This is a genomic window from Salinarimonas soli (genome assembly GCF_008386575.1).
Lineage (GTDB): Bacteria > Pseudomonadota > Alphaproteobacteria > Rhizobiales > Beijerinckiaceae > Salinarimonas_A > Salinarimonas_A soli.
Genome location: NZ_VUOA01000030.1, coordinates 13,207 through 27,253 on the forward strand (window position 1 = coordinate 13,207; position 14,047 = coordinate 27,253).

At 68.4% G+C, this 14,047-nt stretch carries 14 protein-coding genes and 1 tRNA gene; 3 read left to right on the plus strand and 12 right to left on the minus strand.

Annotated elements, in window-relative coordinates:
* Positions 1-28 precede the first annotated feature (28 nt).
* The 7 genes from F0L46_RS17000 to F0L46_RS17030 form a co-directional block, all read right to left on the minus strand.
* Positions 29-517, minus strand: a complete 489-nt coding sequence (locus F0L46_RS17000) for a GNAT family N-acetyltransferase (RefSeq protein ID WP_149819717.1) — start codon at positions 515-517, stop codon at positions 29-31.
* Complete coding sequence (locus F0L46_RS17005) at positions 514-1,365, minus strand: alpha/beta hydrolase (RefSeq protein ID WP_149819719.1); 852 nt, start codon at positions 1,363-1,365, stop codon at positions 514-516. The genes F0L46_RS17000 and F0L46_RS17005 overlap by 4 nt, the downstream gene beginning before the upstream one ends.
* Positions 1,362-2,243 carry a pantoate--beta-alanine ligase gene (gene panC, locus F0L46_RS17010; RefSeq protein ID WP_149819721.1) on the minus strand — a complete coding sequence of 294 codons (882 nt, stop codon included), beginning with the start codon at positions 2,241-2,243 and terminating at the stop codon, positions 1,362-1,364. Before panC ends, F0L46_RS17005 begins: the two co-directional genes overlap by 4 nt.
* A 105-nt stretch (positions 2,244-2,348) precedes the next feature.
* Positions 2,349-3,743, minus strand: coding sequence for an NAD(P)(+) transhydrogenase (Re/Si-specific) subunit beta (locus F0L46_RS17015; RefSeq protein ID WP_149819723.1), 1,395 nt, complete (start codon positions 3,741-3,743; stop codon positions 2,349-2,351).
* A 91-nt stretch (positions 3,744-3,834) separates the two neighbouring features.
* Positions 3,835-4,302 carry an NAD(P) transhydrogenase subunit alpha part 2 gene (locus F0L46_RS17020; protein WP_149819725.1) on the minus strand — a complete coding sequence of 156 codons (468 nt, stop codon included), beginning with the start codon at positions 4,300-4,302 and terminating at the stop codon, positions 3,835-3,837.
* 20 nt (positions 4,303-4,322) lie between these two features.
* Positions 4,323-5,459 (minus strand): Re/Si-specific NAD(P)(+) transhydrogenase subunit alpha, encoded by a 1,137-nt coding sequence (locus tag F0L46_RS17025; protein WP_149819727.1) that lies wholly within the window; start codon positions 5,457-5,459, stop codon positions 4,323-4,325.
* 73 nt (positions 5,460-5,532) lie between these two features.
* The gene (locus tag F0L46_RS17030) at positions 5,533-5,835 is read right to left on the minus strand and encodes an aa3-type cytochrome c oxidase subunit IV (protein ID WP_438646689.1); all 303 of its coding nucleotides are present in this window, start codon (positions 5,833-5,835) and stop codon (positions 5,533-5,535) included.
* Positions 5,836-6,032: 197 nt separating this feature from the next.
* Here F0L46_RS17030 and F0L46_RS17035 point away from each other — a divergent pair, with 197 nt between their 5' ends.
* A complete protein-coding gene (locus tag F0L46_RS17035) occupies positions 6,033-6,842 on the plus strand; it encodes a nucleotidyltransferase family protein (RefSeq protein ID WP_149819729.1) in 810 nt (269 codons plus the stop codon).
* 19 nt (positions 6,843-6,861) lie between these two features.
* Here the strand turns inward: F0L46_RS17035 and F0L46_RS17040 are convergent, their stop codons facing one another.
* From F0L46_RS17040 to aroA, 3 genes are read right to left on the minus strand one after another with little or no spacing between them, the layout of a single operon-like run.
* Positions 6,862-7,647, minus strand: a complete 786-nt coding sequence (locus F0L46_RS17040) for a DUF1194 domain-containing protein (protein ID WP_149819731.1) — start codon at positions 7,645-7,647, stop codon at positions 6,862-6,864.
* Positions 7,648-7,705: 58 nt separating this feature from the next.
* Positions 7,706-8,335, minus strand: a complete 630-nt coding sequence (gene cmk, locus F0L46_RS17045) for a (d)CMP kinase (RefSeq protein ID WP_149819733.1) — start codon at positions 8,333-8,335, stop codon at positions 7,706-7,708.
* A complete protein-coding gene (aroA, locus tag F0L46_RS17050; protein ID WP_149819735.1) occupies positions 8,332-9,687 on the minus strand; it encodes a 3-phosphoshikimate 1-carboxyvinyltransferase in 1,356 nt (451 codons plus the stop codon). The genes cmk and aroA overlap by 4 nt, the downstream gene beginning before the upstream one ends.
* A gap of 307 nt (positions 9,688-9,994) precedes the next feature.
* Between aroA and F0L46_RS17055 the strand changes: the two genes are divergently transcribed.
* Both F0L46_RS17055 and F0L46_RS17060 read left to right on the plus strand, forming a co-directional pair.
* Complete coding sequence (locus F0L46_RS17055) at positions 9,995-10,384, plus strand: TIGR02300 family protein (protein WP_149819737.1); 390 nt, start codon at positions 9,995-9,997, stop codon at positions 10,382-10,384.
* Positions 10,385-10,465: 81 nt separating this feature from the next.
* Positions 10,466-10,541: transfer RNA gene (locus F0L46_RS17060), tRNA-Ala, on the plus strand.
* Between the two features lie 501 nt (positions 10,542-11,042).
* Here F0L46_RS17060 and F0L46_RS17065 read toward each other — a convergent pair.
* Positions 11,043-12,452, minus strand: coding sequence for an argonaute/piwi family protein (locus F0L46_RS17065; RefSeq protein ID WP_149819739.1), 1,410 nt, complete (start codon positions 12,450-12,452; stop codon positions 11,043-11,045).
* Positions 12,449-13,873 (minus strand): SMEK domain-containing protein, encoded by a 1,425-nt coding sequence (locus tag F0L46_RS17070; protein ID WP_149819741.1) that lies wholly within the window; start codon positions 13,871-13,873, stop codon positions 12,449-12,451. The genes F0L46_RS17065 and F0L46_RS17070 overlap by 4 nt, the downstream gene beginning before the upstream one ends.
* Between the last annotated feature and the right edge of the window lie 174 nt (positions 13,874-14,047).

Consider the following 14,047-nt stretch of genomic DNA (forward strand, 5'->3'; position numbering starts at 1 on the left):
CCGGCCGCGCCCCGCCGGCGCGGCCGCCCTAGCGCAGGTCCTTGGTCATCAGCCGCACGTAATCCTTGAAGCCGAAGGCGCCGTAGATCCGGGCCGCGGCGTCGTTGGCGTCGAGGACGCCGATGGACAGGCGCCCCAGGCCCTCGGCGCGCGCGAGCCGCTCGGCCTCTTCCAGGAGCCGGCGGCCGATGCCCCGGCCGCGCCAGCCCTCCGCCACCACGAGATCCGTCACGGTGCCGTAACGGCGCAATTCCTCGCGCACGAAGGGCTCGTCCTGCTCGATCGTGAAGCCCATCAGGCCGACGATCCGCCCGTCCTCCTCGGCGAGGACCAGGCGGCCCCGGCGGGCGGCGATGCGCTCCATGAGCCGGGTGAAGGATGCGTCCGCCGCGGCCCGGGTCTCGAGGCGGTCGCCGGTGAGGCGGTTCTCGAACCGGTTCAGGCTCTGGATCAGGTCGATCGCGGCCTCCCGGTCGGCGGGCGTGGCCGTCCGCAGGACGAGGGCGCCCGTGCTCATCGCGGGGCCTCCTGGGCCTGCGGGGCGGGTGCGGGGAGCGGCGGGGCGAAATCCGCCTCAATGCCGGCGATGAAGGCGGTCCAGGCGGGCCGCCCGGCCTCCAGGTTGTCCTCATGCCCGCCGGGCAGGCGCACCATGCGCTTGGGCTCGTTCGCCGCCGCGAACAGCCGCTCGCCGAGCGCGATCGGGGTCACCCTGTCCCGCTCGCCGTGCAGGATCAGGATCGGCGCCTTCACGCGGCCGATGACGTCGATGGAGGGGAACTGGTCGCGCATGAGAAGCCCCACGGGAAGCCACCAATAGAGCCGCCGCGCCACGTCGGCCGTGGAGGTGAAGGGCGCATCAAGGATCACGCCGCCCACCGGCCGCTCGGCGGCCAGGCGCACGGCGACGCCCGAGCCGAGGGACTCGCCGTAGAGCACCAGGCGGCCCGCCTCGTAGCCTTGCGCCACCCAGTCGTGAGCGGTGCGCGCGTCGGTCCTCAGGCCCAGCTCGGAGGGCGAGCCCGTCGAGCCCGAATAGCCCCTGTAGCTCAGCGCGAGGATCCCGCGCCCGTCTTCCATGAGCGCCCGCACCCGCGAGCGCCGGTCCATGAGCCCGCCGCCGTTGCCGTGGACATAGAGGATCACGGCCCGCCCGGGCTGGGGCGGACGCCACCACGCGGCGAGCCGCTCGCCGTCCGGCGTGACGAGCACCACGTCCTGCACGCCCTCCAGGCCCGCCTGCGCGGCGCTCGCGGGCACCTGGGAGGCGGGAAAGAGGAGCGCCCGCTGGCCGAGGAACAGCGCCCCGGCGACGAGCCCGTAGAGGGCGACGACGATCCCTGCGAGAATCAGCACGAGCCTCATGCCCCGTGACCCGTCACGGGCCAGTTGTCGATCAGCCGCGTGCGCCCGAGGCGGGCCGCGGCGAAGACGCGTGCCGCGTGGCTGCCCCGTGACGCGGGCGCGAGGGTCCCGGCTTCGTTCACGGTCAGGTACTCGACCCGGTCGAAGCCCGCCTCCAGGAGCCGCGCCTCGCCCGCCTGCGTCAGGGCGTCGAGGCCGTCGCAGCCCGGCGCGTCGCGGGCGATGTCGCGGAGCACCGCCGGCAGGGTCGCGGCGATCCGCCGTTCCTCCGGCGAGAGGTAGGCGTTGCGGGACGACAGGGCGAGGCCGTCCGCCTCCCGCACCGTCTCGACGCCCTCGATCGCGACGGGGATGTCGAGGTCGCGGGCCATGCGGCGGATGACCTGGAGCTGCTGAAAGTCCTTCTCGCCGAAATAGGCCCGGTCGGGCAGGGCCTGGAGCAGGAGCTTCGCCACCACCGTCGCGACGCCCTCGAAATGGCCCGGGCGCCAGGGGCCGCACAGGTGCGCGGTCAGCGAGCCGTCGACGCGCACGGCCGTGGCGAAGCCCGGCGGGTACATCTCCTCGACGCCCGGCGCGAACAGGGCCGCCGCGCCCGCGCTCTCCAGCATGGCGATGTCGCGCCCCTCGCCCCGGGGATAGGCCGCGTAGTCCTCGTTGGGGCCGAACTGCTTCGGGTTGACGAAGATGGTGGCCACCGCGCGGTCGCACTGCCCGAGGGCGGCGCGCACCAGCGTGAGGTGCCCCTCGTGCAGCGCTCCCATCGTGGGCACGAGGCCGACGGTCTCCCCCGCGGCCCGCCAGGCGCGAACCAGCGCGCGCAGGTCCGCGACGTTGCGCACGACGGTCAGCCGGCCGGGGGAGGGGGAAGGGGGCATGGGGTCTCGGGACGCGAGGGTGGCGCAGGGCAGATCGGGCCTTGGGGCGCCTGCGTCAAGCGTCGCGATGGGCTCCCCTCTCCTCATGGGAGAGGGGAGCTGCCGTCACAGGTTCTTCAGGATCTCGTCGGTGACCTTCTTGGCGTCGCCGAAGAGCATCATCGTGTTGTCGCGGAAGAATAGCTCGTTCTCGACGCCCGCGTACCCTGAGCCCATGCCGCGCTTGATGAAGAGCACGGTCTTCGCCTTCTCGACGTCGAGGATCGGCATGCCGAAGATCGGCGATTGCGGGTCGGTCTTGGCCGCGGGGTTGGTGACGTCGTTGGCGCCGATGACGAAGGCAACGTCGGCCTGGGCGAACTCGCCGTTGATGTCCTCGAGCTCGAAGACCTCGTCATAGGGCACGTTGGCTTCCGCCAGCAGCACGTTCATATGGCCCGGCATGCGGCCGGCGACGGGGTGGATGGCGTACTTCACCTCCACGCCCTCTTCCTTCAGCTTGTCGGCCATCTCGCGCAGCGCGTGCTGGGCCTGGGCGACCGCCATGCCGTAGCCCGGGACGATGATCACCTTGGCGGCGTTCTTCATGATGAAGGCGGCGTCGTCCGCCGAGCCGTGCTTCACGGGCCGGGTCTCGACCGCGCCGCTGCCCGCCGCCGCGTCCCCGCCGAAGCCGCCGAGGATCACGGAGATGAAGCTCCGGTTCATCGCCTTGCACATGATGTAGGACAGGATCGCGCCCGACGAGCCGACCAGCGCGCCCGTGATGATGAGCGCGAGGTTGCCCAGCGTGAAGCCGATGCCGGCGGCCGCCCAGCCCGAATAGGAGTTAAGCATCGACACCACGACGGGCATGTCGGCGCCGCCGATGGGGATGATGAGCGTCACGCCCAGCGCGAAGGAGACCAGCACGATCATCCAGAACGCGAAGGCGCTCTCGGTGCGCATGAAGGCGACGAGCAGGACGAGGAGCAGGAGGCCGAGGCCGATATTGATGGCGTGGCGCTGCGGCAGCATGATCGGCTTGCCCGACATCCGCCCGTCGAGCTTCAGGAAGGCGATGATCGAGCCCGTGAAAGTGATGGCGCCGATCGCGGCGCCGAGCCCCATCTCGAACAGGCTCGCGCCCTTGATGGCGCCGGGCGCGCCCACCCCGAATGCCTGGGGCGCATAGAGCGCGGCCGCCGCGACGAGCACCGCCGAGAGGCCGACCAGCGCGTGGAAGAAGGCCACGAGCTGGGGCATGGCCGTCATGGCGACCGTGCGGGCCCGCCAGGCGCCGATGGCGCCGCCGATGCCGAGCCCGAGGATCAGGAGGAACCAGCCGCCGAAGCCGGAGGGCGGCGCGTAGAACAGGGTCGTCAGGATCGCCAGACCCATGCCGACCATGCCGAAGGTGTTGCCCTGGCGCGAGGTCGTGGGATGGGACAGGCCCCGCAGCGACAGGATGAACAGCACCCCGGAGACGAGGTAGAGGACGGCGGCAAGGTTGGCTGACATGCCTCGAACCCCTTCAAAGGCTGATTGGGCGCCGGAACGGCGGGGCGGTGCTGCGGGAGGGACGGCGGGTGGGGCTGGGGGCCATCGCCCCTCAGGCCTTCTTCTTGTACATGGCGAGCATGCGCTGGGTGACCAGGAAGCCGCCGAAGATGTTCACGCTGGCGAGCACCAGGGCGATGAAGCCGAAGATGCGGGCGGCCCAGGCCGCGCCCGCGTCGCCCGTGTCGAGCGTTGCGACGCCCACCGCCAGCAGCGCGCCCACCACGATCACGGAGGAGATCGCGTTGGTGACCGACATGAGCGGGGTGTGGAGCGCCGGCGTGACCTGCCAGACCACGTAATAGCCCACGAAGATCGCGAGCACGAAGATCGCGAGGCGGAAGACCGTGGGATCGACGGCGCCGCCGGTCGCCGCGGCGAGCGAGGCCGCGACCGCGTCGGCATAGGCCTGGGCATTGTCCGCCGCGATGCGGGCGGCCTCGGCCTGGGCCCGCGCCGCCGCGAGCGCCTGCTCGGGCGTGAGGGTGGTGACCGCGTTGCTGATGGTGGTGCTCGCCATGGGACTCCCCGTTGCGGCCGTCAGGCGGCGGGCTTGAAGTTCGGGTGGACGATCGCGCCGTCGCGGGTGAGGCAGGTGGCCTTCACGAGCTCGTCATCGTGGTTCACGGCTAGCGCCTTGGTGCCCTTGTCGATGAGCGTCTCGAGGAAGGCGTAGAGGTTCTTGGCGTAGAGGCTCGATGCCGAGGCCGCGATGCGGCCGGGCACGTTGAGGTTGCCCACGATCTTCACGCCGTTGTGGACCACCGTCTCGCCGGGCTTGGCAAGCTCGACGTTGCCGCCGCGCTCCACAGCGAGGTCGACGATCACGGAGCCGGGCTTCATGGATTCCACCATCTCGCGGGTGACGAGGCGGGGGGCGGGGCGGCCCGGGATGAGCGCCGTGGTGATGATGATGTCCTGCTTGGCGATGTGGGAGGCCACGAGGGCAGCCTGCTTGGCCTGGTACTCGGCCGACATCGCCTTGGCGTAGCCCGCCGTGGTCTCGGCCTGCCGGAACTCCTCGTCCTCGACGGCGACGAACTTGCCCCCGAGCGAGGCGACCTGCTCCTTGGCGGCGGGGCGCACGTCGGTGGCCGACACCACGGCGCCGAGACGCCGGGCCGTGGCGATGGCTTGGAGGCCCGCCACGCCCGCGCCCATGACGAAGACCCGCGCCGCCGGCACGGTGCCGGCCGCCGTCATCATCATCGGGAAGGCGCGGCCATATTCGGACGAGGCGTCGATCACGGCGCGGTAACCCGCGAGGTTCGCCTGGCTCGAGAGCACGTCCATCACCTGGGCCCGGGTGATGCGGGGCATCAGCTCCATGGCGACCGCCGTGACCCCGGTGGAGGCGAGGCCCTGGAGGGCCGCCTCGTTGCCGTAAGGGTCCATCATCGCGACGACGAGGGCGCCGGGCTTCACGCCCTTCAGGGTCGCGGGGTCGGGACGGCGCACGCCGAGCACCACGTCCGCGTCCTTGACCGCTTCCTCGGCGCTTTTCGCCACCGCCGCGCCGGCCGCCTCGTAGTCGGCGTCGAGCACGCCCGAGGCGAGGCCGGCGCCGGCCTGGACCGCGACCGTCGCGCCGAGCCCCACGAGCTTCTTCACGGTCTCCGGGGTCGCGGCGACACGCGACTCCTGGGTGTCGGTTTCGGCGGGGACGGCGATGCGCATGCCGGACGACCCTTCTGCGGCGGGGCGGAGGGGACCCCCGGCGCCCCCGCAGGGGAGCCGGCGGGCGGGGAGGTCAGTAGAGGATGAGGAGGACGACGAGGAGCGCCGCGACCGCGGCGGGGGCCCGCCAGCCGATCGAGGGCACGAGCGCGCCGACCGCGCCCGCGGCGAGGCTCATGATCACGCCCACGATGGAGGTCGTCCAGCCGCCCTTGATGCCGCCGATGGCGAGCACCAGCACGTGGCACAGCACCACCGTCGTCGCGATCATCGTGAAATGGGTGAAGCCGTTATAGGTGGCCTCGTGGGTCTTCTCGTCCATGTCCGGGTGGTAGGTCCCCTGGGGGCCTGGGTCGATCTGCGCCATGGCAGCCATGTCCTGGTGTCCTCGACTACGTTGATCCGCGTGTAGCGCATGCGGCGAAGGGCTGCAATCGGTCGAAGGATCGAAGATGCCCCGTTCCGGCCACATCCGGCCCGGCTCCGCGAGGCCAGGCTTCGGGCGGAACTTTGGCGCGCCGGTCCCGGTTGTGGCCTCACGACCGCATGCCGGTCTCCCCAGAGCACGAGACGATGGCGACCGCCCCTCCCCAGAGCCCCCTGGCCACCAGCGTCCCGGTCTTCGAGGCCGCGGCCGAGCCCACCCTCAAGGATCCCACCGCGGAGGGCTTCTACGCGGAGGCGCTGCGGGAATTGTCGGGCCTCAACATCCCGTTCCTGCTCGCGGGCACCTACGCGCTCTCGGCCTATACGGGCATCACCCGCGAGACCAAGGACCTCGACATCTTCTGCAAGGCGGGGGACTACCCGCGGATCCTCGCGCACTTCAAGAGCACGGGCCACGCGATCTCCGTGGAGGACGAGCGCTGGCTCGGCAAGGTCCACAAGGGCAAGCACTTCTTCGACGTGATCTTCGCCTCCTCGAACGGCACCATGCCGGTCTCGGACGCCTGGTTCGAGCATGCGCGCCAGATCGAGGTGTTCGGCACCCCCGTGCGGATCGTGGGGCCCACCGAGCTCGTCTGGTCGAAATGCTTCATCCAGCTGCGCCACCGCTACGACGGCGCGGACGTGGCCCACACAATCCTCAAGGCCCACGACCAGATCGACTGGCAGCGGCTGCTCGCCTACATGGAGGTGCACTGGGAGGTGCTGCTCATGCACCTCCTGAACTTCCGCTGGATCTACCCCTCCGAGCGCGACCATGTCCCCCGCTGGGTGATGGACGAGCTGCGCGACCGCCTCACCGCCCAGCTCGAGATGCCGCCCCCGGACATGAAGGTGTGCCGCGGCCGGATGTTCTCCCGCATCGACTACGAGATCGACGTGAAGGAATGGGGCTTCGCCGATGTCGGCGGCGAGGGCGAGTGGCGCCGGGACTAGGCTCCCGGTCTCCGGCCCCTCAGTTCCCCGAGCCCCCGCGCCACTGGCTCTCGCCCGAGCGGCAATCGGGCGGGGAGGGCGCGGCGGCGAAGCGGATCAGCGGCTCGGGCGGCGTCAGGCCCGAGACTTCCATGACGATCTTCGTCTTGATCGCCTCGGGGAACTGCCCCTTGTCCCGGGCCGGGACCACGAAGGCGCCGACGCCCCCGATCACGCAGGCGCGGAAATAGGCGTCGAGGTCGGCGATGTCGAGGTAGCCGGGCTGCTTGAGCATGATCGGCAGGCCGTTGATGGTGATGCCCTGGGCCACCGCCTCGTCGCGGGCCTCCGTCACGGGGCGGCCCTGGTTGTTGGGCCCGTCGCCGGAGATGTCGATCACCTGGCGCATCGCGGTCATCCCGCTGTCGCGCAGGAGCCCCACCCCCATGTCGATGGCGCCCGAGATCGAGGTGCGGGTGGCGCGGCGGGTGGGCTCCTCCATGAGCTTGTCGGCGAAGGCCATGGCGGCCTCGGGGCCGTCGATCACCGACCAGGGGACGACCACCCGCTGATCCCAGGTGCCGGCCCACTCGGCATAGACCACCGCGATGCGCCCCAGCATACCGCGGCGGATCGCGTCGTGCACCAGGGGCGAGCGCAGGGCGTCGATGAAGCCCTGGCGCTGGAGGACCTGCTCGTCCTGATCCATGGAATAGGAGATGTCGACGGCGAGGACGAGGGCCACGTCCACCTCCGTCTCGGCCCGCGCGGGAGCCGCATGGAGGGCAAGGCCGAGCAACGCGCAGGCGGCGAGGCGTGGAAGCATGGCGGTCTCTCCGGAGAGCCGTGAGAGAACCGCCTCGATGGAATCGGGTTCCGCCGGGTCAGGAGCCCGCAAGCGACGCGTCGACGAGGGCCACCGCCGCCGCGAAGGCGCCGTCGGGGTCGAGCGCCGTGGTGTCGAGGACCCGGCCGCCGGGGGGCACCACCAGGGGGGCGGTGCTGCGCGTCGAGTCGCGCTCGTCGCGGCGGCGGATGTCGGCGAGCACCGCCTCGTAGGGGGTGGGATCGCCGCGGGAGGCGAGCTCCCGGTGGCGGCGCGCCGCGCGCTCCTCCGGCGAGGCCGTGACGAAGAGCTTGGCGTGCGCGTCCGGGCAGACGACCGAGCCGATGTCGCGCCCGTCGAGCACGGCGCCGCCGGGCTGGCCGGCGAAGCGCCGCTGCAGATCGAGGAGCGCCCCGCGCACGGCCGGGAAGGCGGAGACGAGGGAGGCGGCCTCGCCCATCTCGCGCCCGCGAAGCCGCGATTCGTCGAGCGCCCCCATGTCGAGGGCGCCGGCCACGGCGGCCGCGAGGGCGGGATCGTCGAGCGGCTCGCCCCGGTCGAGGAGCACCCGCGCCACGCCGCGATAGAGCAGGCCCGTGTCGAGATGCGGCCGGCCGTAATGGGCGGCGAGCCGCTTGGCGAGGGTGCCCTTGCCGGAGGCCGCGGGCCCGTCGATGGCGATGATCATGCGCCCTCGCCCGAGAAGCGGGCGCCGAGCGACCGCATGAGGGGAAGGAAGGTGGGAAAGCTCGTCGCGATCATGGCGCCGTCGTCGACCCCCATCCCGTCGCGGGCCGCAAGCCCCAGCACCAGGAAGGCCATGGCGATGCGGTGGTCGAGATGGGTCGCCGCCACGCCCCCGCCCCGCGGCGCCGTGCCGTCGCCATGCACCAGGAGGTCGTCCCCCTCGATCTGGTGGCGGATGCCCGCCGCCGCGAGGCCCGCCGCGACGGCGGCGAGGCGGTCGGATTCCTTCACGCGCAGCTCGTGCAGCCCGCGCATGCGGGTGGTGCCCTCCGCGAAGGCGGCGGCGACCGCGAGGATGGGATACTCGTCGATCATGGCGGGGGCGCGGGCCGCGGGCACGTCGACGCCGCGCAGCCGGCTTGCCCGCACCCTCAGGTCCGCCACGCTCTCGCCGCCCTCGTCGCGCTCGTTCACCCGCTCGATCTCGGCGCCCATCTCGAGAAGCGTGGTGACGAGGCCCGTGCGCAGCGGGTTCATCATCACGCCCTCCACCACCACCTCCGAGCCCGGAACGAGGAGCGCCGCCACGATGGGGAACGCCGCCGAGGACGGGTCGGAGGGCACGATCACGGGGGCGCCGCGCAAGGTGGGCTGGCCCTGGAGGGTGATGCGGCGCCCGTCCTCGCCGTGGGGCTCGACGACGACGCTCGCCCCGAAATGGCGCAGCATGCGCTCGGTGTGGTCGCGCGTCGCCTCGCGCTCCACCACGGTGGTGAGGCCCGGGGCGTTGAGCCCCGCGAGCAGGACCGCCGACTTGATCTGGGCCGAGGCCGCGGGGGGCTCGTAGGCGATCGGGATCGTCTCGGCGGGCCCGCGCAGGGTGAGGGGCACGCGCCCGCCCTCGGCCTGCGCCACCACGACCGTGCCCATGCGGGCGAGCGGATCGAGGATGCGGCGCATGGGGCGCTTGCGCAGGCTCGCGTCGCCGTCGAACGTCGCCTCGATCGGGTGGCTGCCGGCGACGCCCATCATGAGGCGCGAGCCCGTGCCGGCATTGCCGAAATCGAGCACGCCGTCGGGGGCGACGAGGCCGCCGATGCCCACGCCCCGCACCCGCCAGCGCCCGGGCGCCTCGCGGTCGATCGCGGCGCCGAGCGCCCGGCAGGCGGCGGCGGTGCGCAGCACGTCGTCGCCCTCCAGGAGGCCCTCGACCCGCGTCTCGCCGATGGCGAGGAGCCCGAAGATCATCGCCCGGTGCGAGATCGACTTGTCGCCCGGCACCCTGAGGCGCCCGCTCAAGGGGCCCGACGGGGCGGCGGCCACGGGGAGGGGATCGGGATGGGGCGAGGACATCGGAGGGCTCGGGTGGTTTTTCGGCTGCGGCGGGTCGTTAGCACGCCGGGTCCGGGGCGTCACGGGGCTGGGCCGGGGCGATCTCATATCGACGGCCAGGCGCCCCCGTCCCGCCGACGGGGCCGAGCACAGCCGGACCGGATCCCGGGTCGGTGCGGATCCGACGGAGTCCTGCGCGCGGAAACGGGGAAAGCGCCTCGCGCCTGCGGCTGCCCCGGAGCGGAGAGCGTGCCAAATCCCGTTTGACAAGGGCGCGCCTCGCGACTAACGGGAGCGACCCCGAAAATTCAGTCGATAAGGTGGATCCGTGGCCAGACCGGAACTCGGCTTGAAGCGGCAGTGCATGAGCTGCGGCGCGAAATTCTACGACCTCGGCCGGGATCCGATCGTGTGCCCGAAATGCGGCACGGTCTACCAGGCCGCGGCGCTCCCCATGGGCCGCATCCCCGCGGCCGTGGCGGCCCGCCGTCCCGCCCCCGTCGTCGACGACGAGCCCGAGGCGGCGACGGGCGATGTCGAGCTCGTGTCCCTGGAGGACGCCGAGGCGGCCGAGACCGGCGCCGAGACCACGGGCGACGACGTGCTCGACGTCGAGGACGAGGGCCCCGACGACACCTTCCTCGAGGAAGAGGAGGAGGGCGACGACGACGTCTCCGATCTGATCGACGGCGACATCGAGGACGACGAAGAGGCTTGATCTCCGGATCAAGGGTCGCTACAGAGGCGCCACCGCTGCGGCGGACGACTTCCCCGGGTCCCCAAGCCCGGGGCACAGAGTGGGGCCATAGCTCAGTTGGGAGAGCGCTTGAATGGCATTCAAGAGGTCGGCGGTTCGATTCCGCCTGGCTCCACCAAACGCTTTGCTGCGAACCGCTCCTTCTGCCGCTGCAGTTAAAAGACGCGAGTTCACAGTCACTTAGCTACTCCCGTTCTCCCGCTAGGCCGTCTCCATTGCGAGCGGTCTAACAGACTCAGCGGAGACTTTGAGCCTCTGTCTCCCTTCATTACGCTCGCGTTTCCGCACACCCGCTTTGCTATCGGCGGAGACTGGTTTGCAGCGATTGTGATGCTGTGGAGCGATTCGGCTCCGTCGAACTCAGGCGCCCGCTTGGCGCCAGCGGCAGACCAAAGGTTTTAGCCGAGAAGCGGACCTCCGGCTTCGCGCCCATCGTTGCCGTTCAACGACGAAGCCGCCGATCCTTAGAAGCTGCCGTGAGTTTATGTTCAGCAGCCGCCACAGACGTTCGGCCCCGGGGACCTCCGCAATTCTTAACGATTGCCGGGGAGCTGATAGTGCAAACGAAGGCAGTGCCATCGGCTGCAACTCCAGCGGTACCGCTGAGCTCGCGAAATTTCTACATGTAAAAGCTGTAGCTAACCTGCGGCTTTTCCGTTGGGCTGACATATTTCATGATGTCTCCAATTTTGCTGGCGCATTCCAGCGTGATCGGTAGCCGGCCGTCCATTTGCGTGTTATTCCAATTCATCTTCGTCAACCCAAGAACCTCAACGCACAGGCTCTCGATCGACGAGTCTTGCTCGTACACTGTAATCTTCAGCGGGTTGGGTACGTACATGCCGGGATATGTCTTGTAGAAATCCACCGTGCCGCGCGTGTATAGCACGCCCTCGGTTTCGGAGATCGTTAGAAGCGTTCCTCGCTTGGGTGGATAGTCTTTGTCACTGAACAGCCTTATGTCGGTACTTGTAATCGCAACAAAGTCCTTCGAGCGGATGCCCTTTTCGTTGAGCGCTCGTAGGAATCCCTTCCGTTCACTCTCCCGAAAGTGGCTAGACTTGTGGATCACGATCCGTGCCGGCATGTGCTCGAGAGCACGGTCGTACTCGTCCAGAGCGTCGCGCAGAAGTTCGTAGGCCTGATCCTCGCTCAAGTACGGGTGACGGTTCTTCTTGTCGATCGACACCGGCGTACCGCGAAGGATGATCCCGTGCCCGAACTCGTCGAAAACTTGGGCCAAGCTTGAAGACACCGTCTCCCCGTCACGACTTTTGTAGAAACCTACGCCGATATAACACGACCGCAGCTTCGCCGTATCCTCGACGAGCCGCCACGGGATCGTTCTGTTACCTTTGTAGTAGAGCGCCGTGCAAAAATTCCACGCCTTTGTGGCCGGGTCTTGCTGGTCGCCCGCTTGCTTGGTGATGAGGATGGTCCTCTCTTGCACCAACTGCAGTGGGGTGCCGAGGTGCATGCACTTGGCCTTCAGAATGCGCCTGAAGTTGTGCTCGAGCTCGCTCTCTTCCGGATCGTCGTCGCTCGCCGAAGTTGTAACCGATTCGAACATCTCGTTGGGCATGACGCAGACGATCACGTCAACAGATCTGTTCTCGGCGAGGAAGCGGATCTGTTCGTAGTAGAGCTCGACAGCTCGCTCAACCCGCTCCGGGCGGGACGCGAGCTGTACGATTGCTGAGATCTCCGACTTTTTCAGGGTTCGAGTATATTGCGGAGAATTTATGAGCCTAGTCAGGAAGCCATATTGCTGGTTGATGCCGCCGAAGCCGCGGAAGAGATTTAGCAGCTTGGACTCCTGCTTACGCTCGATCCCGTTCTGGCACTTCTCCAGCCAATCGTCGAGAAGATCGACGCCCTCCCCGCGGCCGACCACGCCAATTCGTAGTTCGGTCCGACGTAGCTCGTCCCGCTTGTCGTAAACGCCCAGGTGCTCGATCCCGGTGCGAGGACAGATGTGCGTGCCCGTTCCAAACTCCAGCAGTGGCTCGGCGAGCGTTGTGACCTTCATGCCGCGCTTCCTTCCGCCAGACGGGTAAGGTCCTCGTCGTCGTCCGGCTCCGCCTCGTCGATTTCCCGCGCATCGAACTCGACGAGGGACAGGAAGCGGAGCCCGTCATCCTTATCGTCGCCTTTGGTGGCGCTGGACAGGAAATACGCGATGAAGCGGACGGTGTTTCGGACACTGGAATTGTGCTCGAGGCGCTTCTGCTGCGACAGGAGATCGTCGTGCCAGTTCGACTTGACGTAGCCGTTGTAGGAGTAAAACCAGCCCGGCACGATCTGCGCGTACCAAGCATCCCCCAGCTTCGTGAATGTCAGGTCGAACGACAGATGCTGGTGATGGGCGACCTTGGACGGGTCCTTGCGCTGATGCCTGACCTCGTAAACGCGACGGATCGCGGTCTTCTTGCCAACCCAAGTCTCCTTACGCTCTAACTGCCCTTCCGAAGTGGGCCCGAAGAAAAAAAATCCTTCCTTCGCGTGCATACGCACACGGTGCTGTTTGAGCCGCTCGCGCGTTTGCGCGGAGAGAAGCTGCTTTAGGATGTTCACGTTGTCCAGTTCGGGGGAGCCGGCTAGATCCGAAACCTCCAGCCGCTCCACGGAGCCTCTGTCGACCACGCTGATAAGGCCGCATCGCTCGATGTCATGGAACGAGAAGAGCTTGTTGTCATAGCAAACCCACGCGTCTGTCTCCACGCTGTTCAAGAGCAGCGCCATCTTGACAACCGACTTCCGGCCTCGAGCCATACCCTTGTAGCTGAGTTCCGCCTTCGCCTTTGCGATTACGGCCTTGTCATCAATCGTCAGTTCCGCCACGTAAACGGCCTCGGGAAGCCGAATTTGCTGAAGGTTAGACGTGATCGCACTTGGCGCAGCGATGCCCTCCGAGCTGAAACTGACGTGAGCATCAACCTCGCCCAGGATGCGCTGGAACTCGGACAACACTCGTTCCTGAGCCGCGAGCCGCAGGCCGGACACTTGACCGAGCAGGTCACTGAGATCGATGATGTGCTTCTTGCAATTAAAGGCGAACTGGTCGGTCAGGAGCTCGTTGACCGATGCCTGACTATAGGACGACTGCTTTCTTGAGAACATGAGGATGAAGAGTTCGTCGAACGTGTTGTAGTAGGCCCGGTCCATGAACTGCCGGACGGTGGACTTCACCTTCTCGAGCGTCGTTGTCGACGTTACCTGGAACGCCACGCGGTCGTGGTCGTCACCGAGGTCGATTCCGGGGAAGTTCTTCTGCTTGCGATTCAGATTGACGAGGTGCGGGAGATTGTAGACCGACTTCAAAATGGGGATAAAGGCATCCTCCAGCGCCAGATTCATATCAGTCCGCCCCTGGCTGGTCGCCAGCTCGACCTGAACGACGATCCGGCTGACCACGTCGCGGAGTTGGTTCTCGACCTCAAGCTGCCTCATCCGATGCCCCAAACCTGCAAACAGCCCACCCAAGTGGGAACACATAGAGAACGTTGCAAGAGTGTAGGGCAACCCGTCAACAAGATCGCCCTCCACCTCATGAAGGCCCGCTTCGCTTTGGCCCTACCCAGAAGCAGCCGGGCCGTTTCCGGCCAAAAACGTCCGTTCCGCGCC